14 protein-coding genes are annotated in these 19,526 nt (G+C 64.8%); 2 read left to right on the top strand and 12 right to left on the bottom strand.

What is annotated here, in order from left to right:
- The first annotated feature begins 412 nt into the window (after positions 1–412).
- On the top strand, positions 413–778 hold the full coding sequence (locus SALLO_RS17400; RefSeq protein ID WP_022836869.1) for a Crp/Fnr family transcriptional regulator: 366 nt from the start codon (positions 413–415) through the stop codon (positions 776–778).
- A 15-nt stretch (positions 779–793) separates the two neighbouring features.
- On the opposite strand, the gene SALLO_RS0113685 is transcribed toward SALLO_RS17400, so the two are convergent.
- Positions 794–2,860 (bottom strand): tetratricopeptide repeat protein, encoded by a 2,067-nt coding sequence (locus SALLO_RS0113685; RefSeq protein ID WP_022836868.1) that lies wholly within the window; start codon positions 2,858–2,860, stop codon positions 794–796.
- A 188-nt stretch (positions 2,861–3,048) separates the two neighbouring features.
- Between SALLO_RS0113685 and SALLO_RS0113680 the strand changes: the two genes are divergently transcribed.
- Positions 3,049–4,140: a mechanosensitive ion channel family protein gene (locus SALLO_RS0113680; RefSeq protein WP_022836867.1), complete on the top strand. Its 1,092-nt coding sequence runs from the start codon at positions 3,049–3,051 to the stop codon at positions 4,138–4,140.
- Between the two features lie 24 nt (positions 4,141–4,164).
- Here the strand turns inward: SALLO_RS0113680 and SALLO_RS17395 are convergent, their stop codons facing one another.
- The 11 genes from SALLO_RS17395 to SALLO_RS0113625 form a co-directional block, all read right to left on the bottom strand.
- A complete protein-coding gene (locus SALLO_RS17395; protein ID WP_022836866.1) occupies positions 4,165–5,943 on the bottom strand; it encodes an acyl-CoA dehydrogenase family protein in 1,779 nt (592 codons plus the stop codon).
- Between the two features lie 71 nt (positions 5,944–6,014).
- Positions 6,015–7,838 carry a dihydrolipoyl dehydrogenase family protein gene (locus tag SALLO_RS0113670; RefSeq protein WP_022836865.1) on the bottom strand — a complete coding sequence of 608 codons (1,824 nt, stop codon included), beginning with the start codon at positions 7,836–7,838 and terminating at the stop codon, positions 6,015–6,017.
- Between the two features lie 168 nt (positions 7,839–8,006).
- Positions 8,007–8,909 carry a hydrogen peroxide-inducible genes activator gene (locus SALLO_RS0113665; RefSeq protein ID WP_022836864.1) on the bottom strand — a complete coding sequence of 301 codons (903 nt, stop codon included), beginning with the start codon at positions 8,907–8,909 and terminating at the stop codon, positions 8,007–8,009.
- A gap of 409 nt (positions 8,910–9,318) precedes the next feature.
- Positions 9,319–9,492, bottom strand: a complete 174-nt coding sequence (locus SALLO_RS18545) for a hypothetical protein (protein ID WP_022836863.1) — start codon at positions 9,490–9,492, stop codon at positions 9,319–9,321.
- Between the two features lie 112 nt (positions 9,493–9,604).
- Positions 9,605–10,978 (bottom strand): SDR family oxidoreductase, encoded by a 1,374-nt coding sequence (locus tag SALLO_RS17985; protein WP_022836862.1) that lies wholly within the window; start codon positions 10,976–10,978, stop codon positions 9,605–9,607.
- Between the two features lie 112 nt (positions 10,979–11,090).
- Positions 11,091–11,480, bottom strand: a complete 390-nt coding sequence (locus SALLO_RS0113650) for a RidA family protein (RefSeq protein WP_022836861.1) — start codon at positions 11,478–11,480, stop codon at positions 11,091–11,093.
- A gap of 82 nt (positions 11,481–11,562) precedes the next feature.
- Positions 11,563–12,036 (bottom strand): DUF4440 domain-containing protein, encoded by a 474-nt coding sequence (locus SALLO_RS0113645; RefSeq protein WP_022836860.1) that lies wholly within the window; start codon positions 12,034–12,036, stop codon positions 11,563–11,565.
- A 72-nt stretch (positions 12,037–12,108) separates the two neighbouring features.
- On the bottom strand, positions 12,109–13,167 hold the full coding sequence (locus SALLO_RS0113640) for a nuclear transport factor 2 family protein (protein ID WP_169577939.1): 1,059 nt from the start codon (positions 13,165–13,167) through the stop codon (positions 12,109–12,111).
- Between the two features lie 556 nt (positions 13,168–13,723).
- Entirely contained in the window at positions 13,724–14,128 is a 405-nt protein-coding gene (locus tag SALLO_RS0113635) for a hypothetical protein (RefSeq protein WP_157621520.1), read from the bottom strand.
- Positions 14,129–14,418: 290 nt separating this feature from the next.
- Positions 14,419–18,663 carry a hybrid sensor histidine kinase/response regulator transcription factor gene (locus SALLO_RS0113630; RefSeq protein ID WP_169577938.1) on the bottom strand — a complete coding sequence of 1,415 codons (4,245 nt, stop codon included), beginning with the start codon at positions 18,661–18,663 and terminating at the stop codon, positions 14,419–14,421.
- 222 nt (positions 18,664–18,885) lie between these two features.
- Positions 18,886–19,383 carry a Uma2 family endonuclease gene (locus SALLO_RS0113625; protein WP_022836856.1) on the bottom strand — a complete coding sequence of 166 codons (498 nt, stop codon included), beginning with the start codon at positions 19,381–19,383 and terminating at the stop codon, positions 18,886–18,888.
- Between the last annotated feature and the right edge of the window lie 143 nt (positions 19,384–19,526).

The following is a 19,526-nucleotide window of genomic DNA, read 5'->3' as shown; positions in this document are numbered from 1 at the left end:
TGCAAGCGGTCCTCATCGGCAAAGACAGCGTCTACGGCGTCCGCATCGCCGGCGCGCATGCCATCGAACAAGCGCTGAAGGGTGGCCCGTACCGCCGCGGCCGTCGTGTTGGGGCCCGCCTGGGCATGCAGGGCCACCGGAAGCCCGTCGTCCCACAGCAGCAGGAGCACCCAACCGCCCACCAGCGGCTCATCCGCTCGCCTCGGAAAGATACGAGATTGTATTCGTTTGTGTCTTTGCGGTATGGTATAATGGGTTAGGTTCTGTTCGAACACCTTCCGGGGGGATGGCGTTGGGCCGTGCAGCACTACGCTCGGCTACGGACTCACTCAACCACCGACTCACTCAACCACAGTCTTCTCGAGCAGTACTTGGCACGTGCTCTCATTTGCAGATTTTCATTTGGCACCACATGGCAAAGGATTTCAACTTTCTACGCAGTTCGCATCATGTCGAATCGTTTGAGGCCGGCGATACGATCTACGACGCAGACGACTCGCCCGGTTCTATCTATGGTATTTTGGAAGGCACGGTAACCATGAACATTATTGGGGAGCCTCCGTCCTTCGTGGAGGAGGGCTCCATCTTTGGCACCTACGAGTTTGTCACCGACCGCCCGCGACGCGCGAAGGCGGTGGCCAAAACACCGGCGCGCATTGCGGTTATTGACCGGCGCGCCTTCCTCGATGTTGTGCAGGAAACCCCGTTCTTTGCCCTCCGCGTCATGGAGCGCGTGGCCGAAGAAGCCAAGACGTACCTGGCTGAGTGCACGGCGTAGGCACCGCCTGCGGCGCTACGGCTCTACGGTGTCGGCCGGACGTTTGGCGGCGCTGCCGCTGGTGTCGGCCGGTACGGGCGGCGGCGTCTCGGAAGCCGAAACACTGTCCGGATTCTTCAAGGCTGCCCTGATACGCTGCGCGCGCTGCGTGATGGCGGGTGCATCGGGGTTCACCTTTCGCGCCTGATCCAGCGCCCACTTTGCCCCCTCCCACATCTTGCGCTCGATGTAGATATCCGTCAGGAGCGTGTAGAGTGCCACGCTGTTGTTATTGAGCGGCTCGCACCGGCTTCGGAGCACGTCGATGGCGTCGGTGAGGCGCTCCAGACGCACGAGCGTTTGCCCCTTGCGGAAGTAAATCGTCCAGTACGGCTGGTCCTGCAAGGCTTCGTTGGCCATCACGAGCGCTTTGGGATACGCTTGTTCGGCCATGGCCAGCTCAATGAGGGCCAGCGTAGGCGGCACGTACGTGTCGTCAATGACGTGGGCGCGGTTGAAGTATTTGCGGGCAGCGGCGGTGTCGGCCTGCGCCAGTGCAATGTCGCCCAGCGCGTAGTCTACCACCGGGAAGGGGCCCAACCGCTGCCGGGTGGCCTCGTAACGGGCCTGGGCCGCCTGCAACTGCCCTTGCGCCTGCAGGGCTTGCGCCGCCGCGATGTCGGCCCACACGTCTTGTGAAAGCCGTTCGGGGGCCGTGTTCGAGACGATGCTCCACTGCTGCATCCGGTGGATGAAATTGGACGCGGTGGCTTTGGCGAGCGCGCGGGTCCATGCCTCCTCGAAAGCCGCCTGCTCGCCGCGGCCCAGCGCGTTCATGCCGGCCATCACCTCGTAGTAGGGCCGCGGGGCGGCCGGGCGGCGCAGCCGCAGGTTCTGCATGATGATATCGCCAAACACGCGCTGCTCGTTTGCGATGTTGGCGTTTACGAGCTGCACGATGTTTTGAAAGTGCGCCCAGCTATTGACCGCTTCGAGGCGCTGGCGCAGCGGGGCAAAGGTCGCGTTGTTGAAGGGAGCGGTGCGCAGCGTATCCAGTTGCGGCGTTCGGTCGTTTACCGCGCGCGCCGGGTCGAGCAGCAAGTACATGAGCCCGTCCAGGATGGCCCCGAGGCGCGGACTGGCAAACGTGCCGCGCTGCAGGATGCGGAACTGCTCGTCGCGGTACGCCGAGCGCGCGCTCGACTGCAACCCTGCGACCGACTGCGCGAGAAAGTCGATTTGGCGCCGGGCCATGGCGTGCTTGCGTTCCTCCTGCTGCACGTAGGGCTGTAGCGCGGCCTTCAGGCGCTGCAACTGGGCATTGAGCGTGTCAATGGCCACCAGGCGCTCTGTGGTAATGGAGTCGGGGAGCTGCTGGAGCGTTTCAAACGACGCCGTCACGCGGTCCAGCGCGTCCACCACCGCGGTATCGAGCAGGGCACGGGCCTTGGGGGTAAACGACAGCCGCTCAACCGAATCGGCTGAGGCCACAAATGGATGTAGCGCGATGATGGTCTTTCGGGGACGCTTCTCCTCCATGAACGCCTGCGCTTGCTTCCAGGCTGCATGCAACGACGCATAGCCGCGCAGGTAGGCTTCGTCGACGGAGAGCGGAGCGCTCGTTCCGGCAGCATGCGAGAAGACCACCGGCGCGCCCAGGTTGAGCGTATCCTTTGGAACGCCCACCAACGCCGCCGATTGTTCAGTATCTGGTGCCAGCATGCGCACCCCGCTGGGCTGCACCAAGGTTTCGCCCTGCTTTATTTTGATTTGCTGCAAGGCGGCAATGTCCTCCATCGTCAATGCCCAGTCGCCCTTTGGCGTATAGCGGAAGTACACCCGATCTGCGCTGCGAAACTGCGCCGTGTCGGGGGGCACCGTACCGTCGCGGTCCGACAGCGCAATGGCGATCGTTCGGGCGTCTTTCATAAAGCCCGATTCACGGTACAACAGGTCCACAGAAGGCGCTTGCTGGGCAACGCTGGGCGCGGCGGCCGCGGCAGCGAAAACGAACAGGGCAACCAGTAGCTTCTGGATGCCGCCTGAACGAGGGATGGATGAGCCATACGTAGGATTCATCGACGGATCGAGCACGGTGAGCATGAAAATTTGGAACTTGGGAGAGCAGCGTGTAACTCACGGGCTACAGACAAGCGTATGCGGGGTAATTTTCCCGGATACGCAATAGTAAAAGCACGCGCCGCGAATAAATAAAGGATGAGTCGTATTTTTCACGTATCGCGTAATCCTTCCCGTTGCCTTCTCTTGCCGAATCACGATCCACGATTTTCATGATTGAGTCGTTTCTTCCATCGGCTGCGGCGCGCAGCATCCTGCTTGTCCTTGGCGCGGTAGCCGGGAGCTTGCTGGCGCATCGGGCCGCGGCGTGGCTGGCGCGACGCACGCTCCGGCAGATGCCCGGCACGCAGACGGTACGCCAAGCGCTGTGGCGGCATCTCAAGATGCCCTCGCGCCTTGCCGCCGTGCTCATGGGCGTGTACGCCCTGCACGCGGCCCGCCCGCTCCCCCTCGATCTTGCCCTCGTGAACGGCAGCTTGCGGGTGATGGCGGTGCTCGCAGGCGCCTGGGCGCTCATCGGCATACTCGGCATTCTCGAAACGCTGGCCAGCGACCGGCACGCCCTCAACACAGCCGACAACCTGCGGGCACGCAAGATCTTGACGCAGGTGCGCATCTTGCGGCGCATTGGCAGCGTAATCATCGGCGTGTTGGCGCTGGCCGTGGTGCTCCTAAACTACGAGCCGTTCCGGCAACTGGGCACGGGCATCTTGGCCTCCGCCGGCATCCTTGGCATCGTCGTGGGCGTAGCGGCGCAGCGCACCCTGGGCAACGTGATCGCCGGCCTGCAAATTGCCATCACGCAGCCCATCCGCGTTGACGATGTGGTGATCGCGGAGGGCGATTTTGGGTGGATCGAGGAGATTACGCTCACCTACGTGGTGGTGCGCGTGTGGGACCAGCGGCGGATTGTGGTGCCCATCACGCAGTTTGTGGAGCAGCCCTTTCAAAACTGGACACGCCACACCTCCGACCTCCTGGGCACGGTCTTTTTCCATGTAGATTACACCGCACCGGTGGAGGCCCTACGCACCGCGCTGCACGACATTGTGGAGCAGTGCCCGTATTACGACGGCCGCGTGTGCCGCCTGCACGTAACCAACGCCACCGACCGCACGCTGGAGCTACGTGCCCTGGTGAGCGCGCGCAACGCCTCGGACCTGTGGGAGCTGCGCTGCGCCGTCCGCGAGGGCTTCGTGGCGCACCTGCAGGCTGAACACCCCGCGGCCCTTCCCAAAACGCGTGCGGTGGTGGATACCGACCGGCCGCCGGTCGCCGCCGCCTCGGACCTGTCCGGGAGCTGACGGGGCATACCGTCCGGGGGTACCTTACGCCGTCGTTGTATCGGCAAAGTCGGTGAGCGTATCGCTTGCGGGGGCACCGTCGCCGCTGCCGGTGTGGCATTCAAAGAGCGTCGGGCAATTGAAGTCCCACGTAAGCACGTACGCGTCGTGCGGGTCGAGGCGGGCAATGTGGTTGATTTTCTGCTCGGCGAGCCGCTCGGCGGCCGCGGCCGAGCGCCCGTCGCTTTCTTCCTGCACCGCCCACTGCGCGTGGCACGCGGTGAGCGCCACCTCCATCACGTACCCCAGCGTCAGCGCAAAGCGCCGCGCCCCCGCCTGTAAGTGCTTTTCGGCCTCTTCTTTTTGCTGGGCCGCCTGCAGCCATTGCACGGCCTCGCGGAAGGCCTTCACCGCCGCCCGCATCGGCTCAACCATCGTCTGGATGGACAGCATCGATACGCAGCGCCGCAGCTCGTTGCGGATGGCGAGCAGCCCGTCGGTGCGATCGAGCGCGCGCAGCACGTCCAACGACAGCACGTTGGTGGTACCCTCCCAGATGGGCAGCACCTGGGCGTCGCGCAGGAGCTTGGGCAGCCCGGTGTCTTCTACGTAGCCGGCACCGCCAAACGCCTCCAGCGCCTCGCTGGTAACTTCCACCGCTTGCTTGGCCGTAAGCAGCTTGGCGACGGGCGTGAGCACCCGCAGCAGGTCGCGCTCCTCGTCGGTGGCAGCGCCCGCCTCGCGCCGACCCAACAGCTCGGCCACCCGAAACGACAGATGGAAGGCTCCCTCGTAGGTCGCCTGCATGTCGGCAATGGTTTCCTGGTGCAGCGGGTGGTAGGCGATGGGTTCGCCAAAGGCTTCGCGCTTCTCGGCATAATCGCGGGCCAGCGCCACGGCGCGGCGCATCAGACTGGTGGCCGTCACCGCGTTCCAGGTGCGCGTGATGTTCAGCATGGGGCTGATGCGGCGGGTGCCGTGCTCCAGGCCGTCCACCGGAATTGCGCGGGCGCCGTCGAGGGTCAGCTCGGCGGTGGGCAGCTTCCACGTGCCCAGCTTGTCCTTGAGCCGGTTCACGCGGATGCCGTCGTTGAGCGCGCCGTTCTCGTCGCGGATGGGCACGTAGAAGAGCGCAAGCCCGGCGCCGCCTTCCGGGTTGCCATCGGGACGCGCCAGGGCGAGCGCCATCTGGGCTGTGATGGCGCTGGTAAACCACTTGCGCCCGTACAGCCGCCAGGTCCCGTCGTCGTCCGTGCGCGCGGTCGTTTGCGTCTGGCTGACATCCGACCCGCCGGAGAGCTCGGTCATCCACTGGCCGCTCGTCCAGAACGCTGACGGATCGCGCGCGGTGAGGTGCGGCAGCGCCTCATCGATCAACGCTTCATTGCCGCTGTCGAGGAGCGTGCGGGCAGCGCCGTCGGTCATGGCCAGCGGGCAGCCGTAGAAGTCGGTGGCGGGGATGAAAAGGTGCGCCAGCGCAAACTGCACGATCCGGCTCTGCGGGCCGTGCGCCATCTCGTACGGGCGGCGCACCAGCCCGTATTCCACCGCCAGGCGTTCGGCTTCTTCCCACAGCGGCGTCACCGTAATCTCGTCGATGCGCGCGCCCCAGGCATCCCACTGCTTGAGGGTGGCTTTTTTGCCGATGTCGGCCTGCTCCATGGCATGCAGCCGCTCGCCCGCTTCGGCCCCGAGCGCCTCTAGCGCGGCCTCCGCATCTTCAGCGGTTTTGCCAGACAGCGTGCGCTTTACGTAGCTTTGCAGCACGCGATCGGTGATGTACTGATTGCCAAGGGCGGGAGGGTCTTGAACGACGTCTTCCATGAGGCTTAAGGGGATACTGATCGGTGAAGAAGAGCGAGCGGCTCACACCGGACAGTGTGAGCGATGGTTTGTTAAATGATGCGGTCCGGATCGGGCTCCATGACGGGGCCCTCGTAGCCAAAAATCGTCTGCAACGTGCGAATCATCCAGGGCTTTTGCTTCTCGCCGTACCACTGGTCGGCCGCGCGGCGCGCGGCAAGTCCGTAGCTGGGATAGGGGTGGATGGTGTCTGCAATTTCGCGGAGCGACACGCCGTTTTTCATGGCCAGGGCGTACTCGCTGATGAGCTCCCCGGCGCGCGCGCCGAGCACGCTGGCGCCCAGAATTTTTCCGGTGCGGGGCGTGGCGTGCACCCGAATCTCGCCCAGGGTGTCGCCGTCGGTGATGGCGCGGTCGACCTTGGCATACGGAAAGCGGTACGTGGTGTAGGCGGTGCCGTCATCTTGCAGTTGCGCCTCGGTGGCCCCCACGTGCGCGAGCTCCGGGTCGGTGTAGGTGACCCACGGCACGTGGGCGGCGTCGATGGTCATGGGCACCTTCAGCAGCGCGTTGGTGGCGGCCACCTTGGCCATGTGCTCGCTCATGTGCGTGAACTGGTAGCGGCCGGTGACGTCGCCCACGGCGTAAATGTGCGATTGGCTGGTGCGCGTGCGGTCGTCCACGGTGATGCCTTGGGGGGTGTAAGCCACCCCGGCGGCGTCCAGGTTGAGCGTTTCGATGGTGGGCCGCCGCCCGGCGGCCACTAAGAGCGCGTCGGCGGTGAGCGTGTGCACGGTGTCGTCTTTCAGGGCCGTCACCTGCACCGTACCGGGCGCCTCGCCCGGGGCCACGCGCTCCACGCGCGCCCCAAAGGCATAGCGGACGCCCTCGGCCTCCAGCCGCTCCTGCAGCATGGATGCAAGCGCCGGGTCGTCGGCGCTTAGGATGCGGTCGGTCATCTCCAGCACCGTCACCCGGCTGCCGAGGCGCGCAAAGGCCTGCGCCATCTCGGTGCCAATGGGCCCCGCGCCAATGATGGCCAGGTGCTCCGGCTGTTCGTCCAGGTCGAACAGGTTCTCGTTGGTGAGATAGTCGACGTTGTCGAGCCCGTCGATGGGGGGCGTAGCCGCGCGGCCGCCGGTGGCAATGACGATCTTGCGCGCCGTCACGTGGCGCGTCGTGCCATCGGGCCGGTCGATGGCCACGGTGTGGCTGTCGAGGAAGCGCCCCGTGCCCTCGGCCACCTCAATGCCCATCTCCTCGTAGATTTCGGGCGCGTCGGCCTCCTCGTACACGTCGCGTCGCAGGGTGCGCACGCGCTCCATCACGGCCTGAAAATCGACGGCGTCGAGGGTTGCATCGAGGCCGTACTCCTTGGCCTTGCGGATCTGCTGTGCGACCTCGGCGCTTTTCAGCAGCGCCTTGCTGGGGATGCAGCCGGTCCACGTGCAGTCGCCACCCAGCGCGTCTTTTTCGATCATGAGCGCCTTGGCGCCAAAGTTGGCCGCCACGCCCGCCGATGTGAGTCCGGCCGCCCCGCCGCCAATGACGACCACATCGTAGCGATCGCGTGCCTCGGCATCCGCCGCACCTGCTGGTGTGTTGTTGCGCACCTTTTGCACCGTGGCCAACGCGCCGTAGCCCACCATGCCCAGCACAAAAAGATACACCCACAGCGGCAGATTCTCGCCCACCGCAAACAGGTAGAGGTACGCCGACACCAGAAAGAATCCGGCGGACAGGACGGGCGCCGCCACCGACCGCCCGCGCCGCACGTTGCGGATGAGCCATGCCACAGAGGCCGAGAAAAACGGAATGGCCCCCACGTAGATGGCGCCAAAAACGATGGGGTCGACGCCGTACTGCGCCCCCAATCCCATAAACCACTGCGTAAACGATTGAACGATGTCCGCCATGAGCACGTGCCGCTGAAAACAAAACGAGAGGGTTTCCCATCAACAATAGACGCCCATTCGTTGCCGGGCGGGGGAAAGCGTTACAGCGGCTCCCCGCCCCAAGGTTTCTTCACAATCGAGCGTTTCCGGTACCACCGGCCGGTTGCTGTGCACGCGCTGGACGCGCCCTTAACGTTCCCCGAGCTGTTCGGGCAGGGCGGCGTCGAGCGCCGTTTCAAACGCGGTGACGAGGTGCGCCTTGTGCACCCGGCGTTGCACCAGGCGGATGCGGCGGCGCGGGGCCGGCGCCTCGAACGGCACGACGTACGTCTCCTGTTGCGCATCCGTCAGGTAGCACTGCGCGAGCGCCGGGAGCAGCGTCATGCCGCCGGAGCGCTCCACCATGTGCACCAGCGTTTGCAGCGACCCGCTTTCAAACTGAGCCGGCCGCTCGGTCCGTTCCTGATCGCCGCATACCGCCAGCACCTGGTCGCGGAAGCAGTGGCCGTCGCTAAGCAGCCACAGGTCGTCGATGGACAAGTCGGTGGGCGCGATGAATGCGCGGCCTGCGAGGCGGTGCTCGGGGTGCACGTACGCCACGAAGGGCTCCTCAAACAGCAGCGTCTCGTGCGCGGCCGCCGGCGGCGGTGTCGCGATGAGGGCCGCATCGAGCCGGTCTTCGCCCAGGGCCTCCAGGAGCACCGCCGTGGGCCACTCGCGCAGCTCCAGCGTCATCTCGGGGTATTGCGCGCGCACCGCGGGCACCAGCAGCGGCATAAGGTACGGCGCGAGGGTAGGCAGCATGCCCATACGCAGCGTACCCCGCACGCGATTGTGCGCCGCCGCGGCGATGTCTTCAAGCGCATCGCGCGACTGCAGCACACGCCGCGCTTGCGCCGCCACCTGCTCGCCGATGCCCGTGGGAACCACCGGCTGATGGCTGCGGTCGATGAGTTTTACGCCCAGGGCTTCTTCCAGCTTGCGGACTTGCATGCTTAGCGTGGGCTGCGTAACGCCGCACTGCCGCGCCGCTTCGCTAAAGTTACGGTGGTTGACAACCGCCAGCAGATACGTTAGTTGGGTGAGGGTCATGGCGTACTACAGAAGGTGATAGATGCGATGTGGAATGGGAGGCCGCTTGCGCGGAAGGACTCAAGGTACGTGTTGGCCTTGCAAATAGCGATCCAGTCCCTACGCTGTGGTGCCGCCTATCACCAGCAGCCTGCAATCGGCTTCTCTATTTGCTGATATTGTCCTTGCGCCTATGTATTTTTTTGAAAAAATCATACATAGGAGAGATGTGCAGACGGGCCCCGGACACGGCATGCGGTTGCGGGGAGGCGCGGGCGCTGTATCAATAGGCCGCACGTATTCTTTAAGCGTTGCTTGGACAGCATGTACCAGCGAGGAGCATCCCAGCGCTTAAGCGCCGTCTGGCGACAGGACGCGGTGAGGCACGCCCGTGGCGAAAGGTGCTGCTGCACGAATCCAGAACGGATGTTCAGGCAGCGCTAGCCGTGCAGGTGGCACGCCACCTGATGCTTGCTGTCGCCGATCGCTCCGCGCCCATCGGCTTCGGCTCCACGGCGAGGTGCATCTCGTCGTACGTGGAGCGGGTGGCGTACCGGCTGATCGGCTCCAGCAGCAGCGCGGCGATGCGAGCAGAGGCAATCATAGCACGTCGGAGAAATCGTCTGGGGCCATGAACACATGAAAACACGTCACGCAGCGCGATAAACCCACCGCCGATCGCATGGGCGTGGGGTAGGCGGATGAGGCACAGCAGATCACGGTTTGTGATGAATGGGATCGTTAGGGTTTGTACTGGGCGTTGGCGGATCGGAAGACAGAGCTGCCATGGAGGCGGTCTGGAGCGTTCCCTCGTAGCGGAGCATGCCACGCGGCCGGTCGAGTGTGAAGTCAGCGGTGCCCGTGATCGCGCCGGAGCCGATGCGGTCCGCGTAGGCGCCCGTCGCGTGCTCCACGTGCCATGTCCCCGTCACCTTAGCTTCGGCAGGGTTGCTGAGATCCACGGCCGCATCGCCCGTTAGGACCAGTGTCCCCTCGGCACCCGTGACCGTTCGCCAAAACGTCGCCACCATCGGGCGGACGCCTTCGGGGCTGGATACATCAAGAATGTCTTCCGTCGTGCCCGCGTCCGAGATCGCGCCAGACGATTCGAACGTACCGGCGAATGTGCCTGGGCCCGTCGCGGTCTGTTCGAATTCAAACGTAATCGCGTGCCGGTTCGGGCTGTGCACGTTGACGTCTCGGACCGCCAGGGTCGCGAACTCCGTCATGCCCATCGATTCGAGCAGACCGGCATCGAGCGGTTCGAGGAGCGCGTTCCGTTCACGGACGCCGAGGTCCATGCCAAGACACGTGCGGAACGGGCGCGTGCCCGGTGCCATGCCGATGAGGCCAGCAATGGCATCCACGACGATGGCCGGATCGGTCGGCACGTCGGGGTCCGTGAGGAAGCCCTGGAAGGCTTCGCTCATGCCCGCGAATGTCTCGTGGACGACCGCCGGATAGGTCGCCGTGCGGCCGTCCGCATCCTCGGGGGCCACGAGGTTGGGGAAGAGCTCCGTTTCGAACGGCCCCGGCTCCACGAGCACGACATCCACGCCCGACGAGGCCAACTCGCTGCGAAGGGCTTGCGTGTACCCTTCGAGGCCCCACTTGCTGGCGTGGTAGATGCCGAAGAATGGGATGGCCGCACGTCCGGCCGTCGAACTGATGTTGATGACGAGGCCCGATCCGGCCTTCCGCATCGCGGGCAGGAAGGCCCGGTGGACGCGGTGCACGCCGACGACGTTAACATTGAGCTGGTGTCCGAACTCGTCGGCCGTGAACGCCTCGGTAAAGCCGCCGAATATCTGCCCGGCGTTGTTGACGACAACGTCAGCGGCACCAGACGCGTCGTTTACGGCCTGTGCAGCCGCCTTTACGGAGGCGTCGGAAGTCACGTCGAGGTCCAGCACGCGGAGGTCGAGTGACTCGGCGCTGGCACAGTCGCGCAGGGATTGAGCGGCGTCGGCGTTCTTGCCGTCGGGTGCGCGCATGGTCGCGTAGACGCGGTCGCCGCCGCGGGCGAGGGTGAGGGCGAGGGCGTAGCCGAAGCCGGAGCTACAGCCGGTGATGACGATAGTCTGATTCATGGCTTTGGGATTTGGTGTGGATTGCAGAGCGTTGGGTGACAGGGGTACGTATCTCCGTGTGTTTTCTCTGTCGTCGTTGTTCAGCCGTCAGATGCAGCCGCACGGCTCGTGGTCAAGACTTGTGCGCTTCGAGTTCGATCTCGATCAGGAGCTCGGGCAAGGCCAGCCCCTTCACCTCCAGCCAGCTTCCGGTCGGGAAGTGCTCCATGTAGATCGTGCTGCGGTATCCGGCGGCGTCGAGGAATCCCGCCATGTCCGTTGTGAAGACGTTCTCGACAACCACGTCGTCGAACGTGCAGCCGTAATGCCCCAGGACGCTGCGCAGGTCGGCGTAGACGTTCTTCATCTGCTGCGCCAGGTCCCCGACGGCGGTCGGATTGCCCTCGTCGTCCATGCTCACCGCGCCGGAGACCTTGATGTCATCGCCGATTCTCACGGCGTGCGTGTAGCCGTAGGCCTTCTCGATCTCCGGTCGCAGGTGGAAGTAGTCTGGTCTGCTCATCGTTTTTTTTCCTCATTCGGTTGCCTCATCAAAGGTACTGCACGGAAGCGCTTCGCCGGATGCCATATCGCCAGCTGCATGCTTAGTTGGTGTTCGTAGGCGGGGCATTTTCGCTCCACGCATCGGCGACGATCCTCCAGCCGTCTGGCGTGCGGCGGTACACCGTGAGATACTTGCCGCCGTCCCACGCCCCGATCTCGTAGGCCATGTCGCCAGACGCCGAGACGACGACGTCTTCGGTGACGTACGTGAGGTTTACCGGCTCGGCGTGGACCCTAGCGAGGTAGGCGTCGATCGCCGAGCGCCCGCTGATGGAGGGTTCATTCGGCGGGTGGAGGATGGCGTTGTCGGCGTGAAGCGCACTGACGGCGGCCGCGTTGCCGGCCTGCACCGCGGCGGTGTATTCGGCGGTCATGGCCTTGATGGCCACGCGGTCGGACGCCGGATCAGACGCGTTGGTGACGGGCGGTGCCGCGGGCGCGGCGGACTCAGTGGCTGGGGTCTGGCAGGCAGCTACCATGAGCGCCAGGGAGGAAAAAAGGAGGATGCGTTTCATGGAAAGCACGCGCTGGGTCAGGAAGTTAAAAATTCGCTGGGCGTCCGCGTGGAGGCCCGGCGACAGGAGGTGTCAGTTTTGGTTGCTAGCGGCCTTCACCAGCGCATTCGAGCTGTACATGTCACGGGCGCAAAGCCACTTGCCATCCACCAGCGTCCAGACCTCGAGGGTCTTGGCGCGGTCGACGACTTCACCCTCCGAGCTGGTGATGACATTGGAGCGCCGGATCGCGATGTCACCGGACCGGTTCACCTCAACCGTCTGGATGTCCACGCCGGAAGCAATCATCCCCGCCATGTGGTCACGGATGGCATCGCGGCCCTGGATGGGCGACAGGTCCGGGGCCATAACAACGGCGTTTGGGGTGTAGAGCGCAGCGATAGCATCGGCGTCTCCGTCGGCGAGGGCCTGCTCGAAGCGGCGGTCACTCCGTTCCATGCCGATACGGGCGAGCATGGTGCGGGCGTTCTCGAAGCGCGCATTCTTGGTGAGCGCCATCTTGTACTGTGCCGCGGCCTCGTCGAGCATGCCCTGATTGAGGTAGAACTCGCCGAAAGAGTCGTACGGGTTCGCCTCGTCGGGGGCGAGGCGAATGTACTCACGAAACGCCTGCTTAGCGGCGGCCATGTCGCCGCGTGCGACCTCCGCGTAGCCCATTAGGTTGTACGCCGGCGCAAACGACGGGTCGGCAGCGAGCGAGCGGCGGGCGGCGGCGACGGCAGCGGCGTGGTTGCCCCGGTTCGCCTCGGTGTTGGCCCACCAGAACATCGGCATCGGATCGCTCGGGTAACGCTCGGCGAGGGCGGTGAGTAGCGCTTCTTCGCGGCCGTGATCGTTGCGCTGGTTGGCCGCATACGACTCAATCATCTGACGCTCGGCGTCCGATGCCTGCGCGGCGTTTACTGTTGCCCGGCGCAGGTGCTCGACCCGCTCGTCACCCCCGGAAAGAACAGCGCGGTAGAGGTATGCCATGGCAAAGGTGGAATCGGTGGCGAGGGCAGCGTCGAAGTGCATCCGGGCGCGCTCGAAGTCGACGTTCCCCGTGGCGTGCTTCCCTTGAACGTAGTGACTGCGAGCGGCGTCTGAGGTCGTAGTGACTGGCATCTTCTGTGCATGTGCGACCGTAGCCATGGTGAGAAAAAAAGTGATGGAAAGTAAGATAAAGCGTTTCATCGTTGTAGGCGTTGGTTAAAGAAATGAAGCAATGAAGTCGGGCCCGTTGGAATGATCAGGGATCAATGGTCCGTGCGTCGACCTGTCAGCGCACACAGCTTGACGATCCCGCGACTCGTCCGCATAACGCGCTGGTAACGGGCTGTTGACGCTGCGTTACGTGTTACCAGCAGGCAAGCATCTGTAACCTGACGACAAGGGACGCCGCATTGAGCGGCTCTTTGGAATGCACATCCACACGCTTGGTCCTCCTGTGCACCTTCCGCTGCTCGGCTCGTTCGTCTGTCGGAGAGCCCTCAACGCACGCAACGAGAGATAGGAATGCGGCCTAATGCTCGCGAGCGCACCCGCAGATGGTAGCGTACCCGCGAATGGCAATGTCTTAAGACAGAGCAGACTGCCTTACCGTTGGCGCGGGACACTGCGCCCCAAGTAGCGGGCACACAAACAAATGCGCCCCGGGAGGAAAGGCTCGCCGGAACGCATCTTTGCACTACATATGTGACAGGCAGCATCAGGTGCCAATGCGACGCCTTTCGTACGACCTGAGGACGCTCTGAACCTGGTCGTCCAGGCGCTTCGAGGATACCACCCCGCGCTGTGTCCATCCTAGTATGTAGGAGTAAGCCATCTTGCTGTCGGTGGCCTCTAATGCCGTGAGCGCAAGAAGGCGCAGTTCGTCGCTCTGGCGTGGATCTTCGAACGTGGCAAACAGCCCAGGAACCGCAGCGGCTAGGTTCACGCCCGGGTCGTTGCGCTGTGCAAGCTCTATGACGAGAAGGATGGCGCTTTGGCGAACGCCTGAGATGTTGCTGTGCAGGTTGATATCAATCTGTTTGCTGAGGAGTTGCGACCAGCACTCCGAGGATTTTTCGCAGCGCTCCTGCGCCATGACAGTCCCCGCAGAGAGAACAGGCATGAGAAACAGGAGGGCGATGGCGGCGATCTTTATTCTCTTCCTAATCATGAGTCTGTAGGCTTTACGTGAGAGGTACTGTACGTGAGAGGTACTGTGCGCGGCCGATCAGAGAGCGACCACGTCGAAGGCTTTCGTCCTGTCGACATTCGCAGTGTAGGGCAGAGAAGCATTCTTCACCTAGCATGCACGTTACCGATCGTCGCTGTTGCGTTACCTGTTACCAGCAAGCCAGGGTGGGCAACCGGACGGTAAGAGGCGCGCTCACTCGTCGGTACGGCTGCTACAAAGCATTACTCGGGGGGCGTGTCCACCGGGTGCTCGGAGGGGACGTGGCCGTACTGCTTGCGGAAGACCCGCGAAAAGTGAGAGACGCTCTTGAAGCCCACGCCGTATGCAACTTCGCTTACCGAACCGGCCTGTTGGGCCAGAAGCTGGGCCGCGCGCTCCAGGCGGAAGGTGCGGATCAGCGCGGACGGCGATTCGCCGAGCGTCTGCTGCAGGCGACGATACAGGTGCACCCGGCTGATCCCTACAGCGCCAGCCAGTTGATCGACGGTGAAGTCCTCGTCGGCGAGGTGGGCCTCAATTGTGGCACGCACCAACTCAAGAAACGTGCGGTCTACGGAGGACGCCTCCACCTCTTCTGCATGGAGCGACACCGGGGCATCACGAAACCGCTCGCGGAGCTGCCGGCGCGACCGTATCAGGTTGCTGATGCGTGCCTTGAGCTCATCGACGTCGAATGGCTTCGTCATGTAGTCGTCCACGCCTTCTTGCAGCGCATCGATCCGGTCGTACATCTCGGCGCGTGCGGTGAGCAAAATGACCGGAATGAAATCCGTTGCGCGCGTCTCTTTGAGCGCCTGGCAGAGTTCCAGACCGTCCATTTCGGGCATCATCAGATCGGAAAGTACCAGATCGGGGAGATGGGTGCGCGCCTGCTCCAGGCCGTCTCGGCCATTGACGGCTTCGAGAACCCGATACTCTTTTGCCAGGTGCAACCGAATGTACGTGCGAACCTCGGCGCTGTCCTCGACGAGCAAAACGGTGGTTCGGTCGGCGGCCTCGGCTGCTGCGCCTGTTGGGTCCGCAGGCGATGGTTCCGCGCGGCTAGGCGATCGCACGTCGGAGTCCTCGGCCCTGCGGGTGTCCATCCCAGAAAAGAGCACCGCGGGGGCTTCTTCGGGAAGCAGGTCGGGCGGCGTCCCGCCGTCTATCATCTCATCCGGCCGGAGGTGATCGTGCCCACGCCGTAGCATCAGCGTAAACTGGCTCCCGAACCCTTCCTCGCTTTCCACCATGAGCGTGCCCCGGTGCAGGTCGACCAGCTCTTTGGTGAGCGCCAGTCCAACCCCGGAGCCCGCCGGCCCGTGTGCGCTATCGGTTTCGGTGCGGTAGAACCGGTCGAACACGTGTGGCAGGTCCGTAGCGGAGATGCCGGGGCCGTTGTCACGGATTGTCACGCGCACGTCATCCGCGCCCCGCGCCACAGTAACGCGCACGTTTCCACCCTCGGGCGTGAACTTCAGGGCGTTCGATAGCACGTTGCTCAGGATGGTCTGAAGCTGCTCCGGATGGGCCCACACGGCGGGGCCAGCGGAAGCGTCGGTCGTGAGCGGCTGCACCGATAGGGTGATGGCATTCTGCTCGGCCAGCGGCATGAATGCCTGCACCGCCGCCTCGACGAATGCCTCAATGTCGACCGGGCGCGCCTGCAGTTGCACCTGTCCTGCTTCGAGGCGCGCCACATCAAGCAGCTGGTTGACGAGGTCGAGCACCCGACTGGCGTTGCGGCGGGCCATCTCCACCTGCTCGCTGACGGGACCGGGAAGCGCCCCGTAGAGCCCGTCCCGCAGGTCATCGAGCGGGCCGAGGGTGAGGGTCAGCGGCGTGCGGAACTCGTGCGAGATGTTGGCAAACACGCGCGTCTTCGCGTTGTCGAGCGACCGGAGCGCGTCGGCCTGGGCCAGGACCGTCTCTTTTTCGGCCTGGAGCTGCTGCGTCCGCTCGTCCACGAGTGCGTTTAGCATGCGCTGACGGCTCTTCAGCGTGCGGATGCGAATGCGATACGCAACGACCCCAATGCCCAAGAGGCCCAACGCGCACAGCCCCGCAAACCACCACGTCTCGGTAAACCGGTGCGGCACAGTGAAAGCGAGGGTGGGCCCTGCGGATTGCCACACGCCGCCTGCGTTCATGGCCTGGAGGTGGAACGTATAGTCCCCTGGCGGCAGCCCGCCGTACGCCACCGCACGGGCCGCGCCCTGGTTCACCCAGCCGGCATCGCGGCCGTCCAGGCGCGTGCGGAAACGGACGAGCGACGGCGCCCGCAGGTCCGGGGCGGTGTATTGGATGATGAGCGTTCGCTCGCCCGTGGGAAGCTGCAGGCCGCCGGTAAGGGCCGGGGCGGTGCCCTGTGCGGTCTCCAGCGCCTCGATGTATACCGGAAGCGGCTCGGCATACTGCTGCGCGTAAAACGCTGGATCGACGCGGGTAACCCCGCTGAACGACGGGAACCAGAGGCTCCCATCGCGGGCATGCGCGACCTCGACCAGCTTGTTGCTCGATCCCAGATGGCCGGCCGACGGGAGCAGCTCCACGACGGCCACGCGGCCGCGCCGCCCGTCCAGCACCGCGTTCACGTCGTCGTACGAGGCCCGATAGAGCGCTTGTCGCCCACTCAGCCAGAAGAACCCGAGGGCATCTAGCACGACGGCCGAGAGGTGGTTGGCGGGGAGCCCATCGTCGGTGCGCAGCGCCTGCACGGTGCCCTCACGCAGACGAATGAGTCCGCCGCCCGCGGTGGCCACCCACAGCGCGCCCTCGGGCCCGTTCATCAGGTCGCGCACGGCGTGGCCCGCCCCCGCATCATCCGCCGGGCGGACGAGTGCGCCTGTTGCCTCACGAATCCAGAGGCCGTCTTCGGTGCCCACCCAGAGCCGTCCGCGCGGCCCGCGATGAATCTGGTACACGCGTCCGGTGGCCTGCATGGAGTCCGTGACCGTATCTCGGCGACGGTCGTAGCGGTACACGCCCCCAGCCACATCCCCCAGCCAAAGGGCATCGGCATCCGCCGGATCGGTGTGAAGCGCCCACAGGTTAGCGCCGCGTGTCGACCACGCGATGCGGGCCGTTCCTGCGTCCAGCCGCAGCAGGTGGCGGCCCACAAGCGCCCAGCGGTGCCCCTGGGCATCGGCGACGACGTGGCCCAGTTGGACGCGGCCGTCGTCGCTCATATCGGCGCGCAATCCCGGCGGCGCAGACGGCAGCCGGACCGTCTGCGGGGTGATGTTTCCGTCCTGGATGACGGTCAGGTTGGGCCCCTTCACGCCCCACTCGCTGCTGACGAGGATTGCGCCGTCCGGGCCTTGCACGGCACGAAGCGCAAACCGAGGAAGGCCGTCAGCCGTGCTGAACCGCCGGAACGGTTCTTCGGTGACCTGGATGAGGCCCGAGCTGCGTGAATGGAGCCACACGTTGCCCTGCCGATCTTCGAAGACCTGCTCGACCCAGGTGCCCCCTGCCGGCTCGATGCGTCCCAGCTCCACGCCGTCGCGTTCGATGGTGATTACGCTGAGCACGCCGTCTTTCATGCGCTGTACCCACACGCGCCCGACGCGGTCGACGAGGCGCGCAATGGCGGACGCGCCGTTCGACCAGAACCACCCGCGCACGGTGCCATCGGCACGGGTGAGCACGACGCGGACGCGCTCGCCAGACCGAGCGGCGGCCAAATCCTCCACGGAATGAAAGAGCGGCCCGTGCTGCGTCGCAACGAAGCCCTGCCAGCGCTCATCCGGCACCGGCACAAATCGCTGCCCGTTCCACCGCGCCACCACACCCGCACTGATGAGCGTCTCGGGACGACCGGGCGCATCCTCGGCGGCGAGGAGCGTCCATATCGTACCATCGGCATCGGCCACGAGCGGCGTCCACACGTCGCGGATTGGCTGCGAGACGTGCGTCCACGACGTGCCATCGAAGCGAGCGACGACCGGGCCGGTACTTGCCATCCACAGCGTGCCATCCGCCTCCTCGGCAAATGCCTGCACCCAGTGGCCGTGCAGGATGTCGCTTAGGTCGTACGCCGTCCACGTGCCCTCGCGCAGGCGGTAGACCCACCCGTCGCGGCCGCCGGTCCAGAGCGCGCCGTCGTGGGTTACGTACAGCCCAAGGAGGTCGTGGCTGCGAAAAACCGGCGTGGTATCGGTCGTATACCGCGTAAACCGGACGCCATCGAAGCGCACCAGGCCGTCGAACGTCGTGATCCACAGGTAGCCATCGGGCGTTTGGGCGACCGCTTTTAGGGGCGTCGGCAAGCCTTCATTGAGCGTCCACCGCCGCACGCGGAAGGAGACGTACCGGTCGGTGCTGCGCGACGTGTCGGTTGGAAGCGCGTGGATGACGACCACGGCGAGCGGCCCGGGCGGCACGCCCCCCTGTACCGGCACACCCGCCCACAGCCACACAACCATCCACCACCCAAGGCAATGGACGCTACAGCCGGTGCCGCTGAGGAATGCTGTGGTGCGCATCGCTCCGTGAGGCGGGCGCCGTAGCATGCTGTGCAGAACGTACGGCCTGCGCCGCCGCAACGGCAACCATTGGACAAGAAAGGGCTTGCTTAGACTGTGTTTGAAATCCCCTCGCGGGCTCGCGCTCACGTTGGTTTTTCAAGCACAGCCTAGCGGAGCATACCGAATCCCTGGTCATCAAATTGTAACGTTTTCAGCTGCCAGGCCGTGTCGTTCGGTACGTCAGAGCTGATGCGGGGCCGCGGGCACGAGGGCGGAGGCCTCCAGCGCCTCCTCAGCATAGAAGCGGATGGTGCCGTCCGCGGCGACCAGCCACACCTCTTCCGCGCCCGCCGCGCGGTAGAGCGCGCGCTTCGCGGCCATCCCCGCCGCCGTATTCGCTGCGCTCAGCACCTCCACGCAGATCTCCGGCGCGAGCGTCGAGGGGTCGCCCGTGGCTTCCATCGCCGACCGGCGCGCGTCACTCATCCACACCACATCGGGCACCTTCACGCCTTCCGGCGTAGCCAGCGCAAACTCCGGCGCGACCGTTCCGGGGGGCGCATGCGTGCGGAGCACCTCCTGGATGGCGGCTTGCTGGAGCGAATGACGGTTGGAATGCGGGCTCAAAACCAGCTGATCGGCGGCGTTGGTTTCAACTTTGTACGGCAGGTCGCGCAAGAGCGGATCGTCGGTTAACGCCTGCCAGCGGGCCTGCACATCCGTCGCGGGTATAGGCATAACGCATCAAGCAGCGATGAAGGACGCACGTGGGCATTAGGTCTTATGGGAAGGCGGGGCGCCGGGTTGCACGTAACGCCGGCCTCCTGCCGCACACGTACAAGATGCTGTTTCGGTCGCTGTCTTTTCCATCGTCGACGCCC

Source organism: Salisaeta longa DSM 21114, from assembly GCF_000419585.1.
GTDB classification, from domain to species: Bacteria; Bacteroidota; Rhodothermia; order Rhodothermales; family Salinibacteraceae; genus Salisaeta; species Salisaeta longa.
The sequence above is the reverse complement of the archived record's forward strand: the minus strand, read 5'-3'. Positions and strand labels throughout refer to the sequence as shown.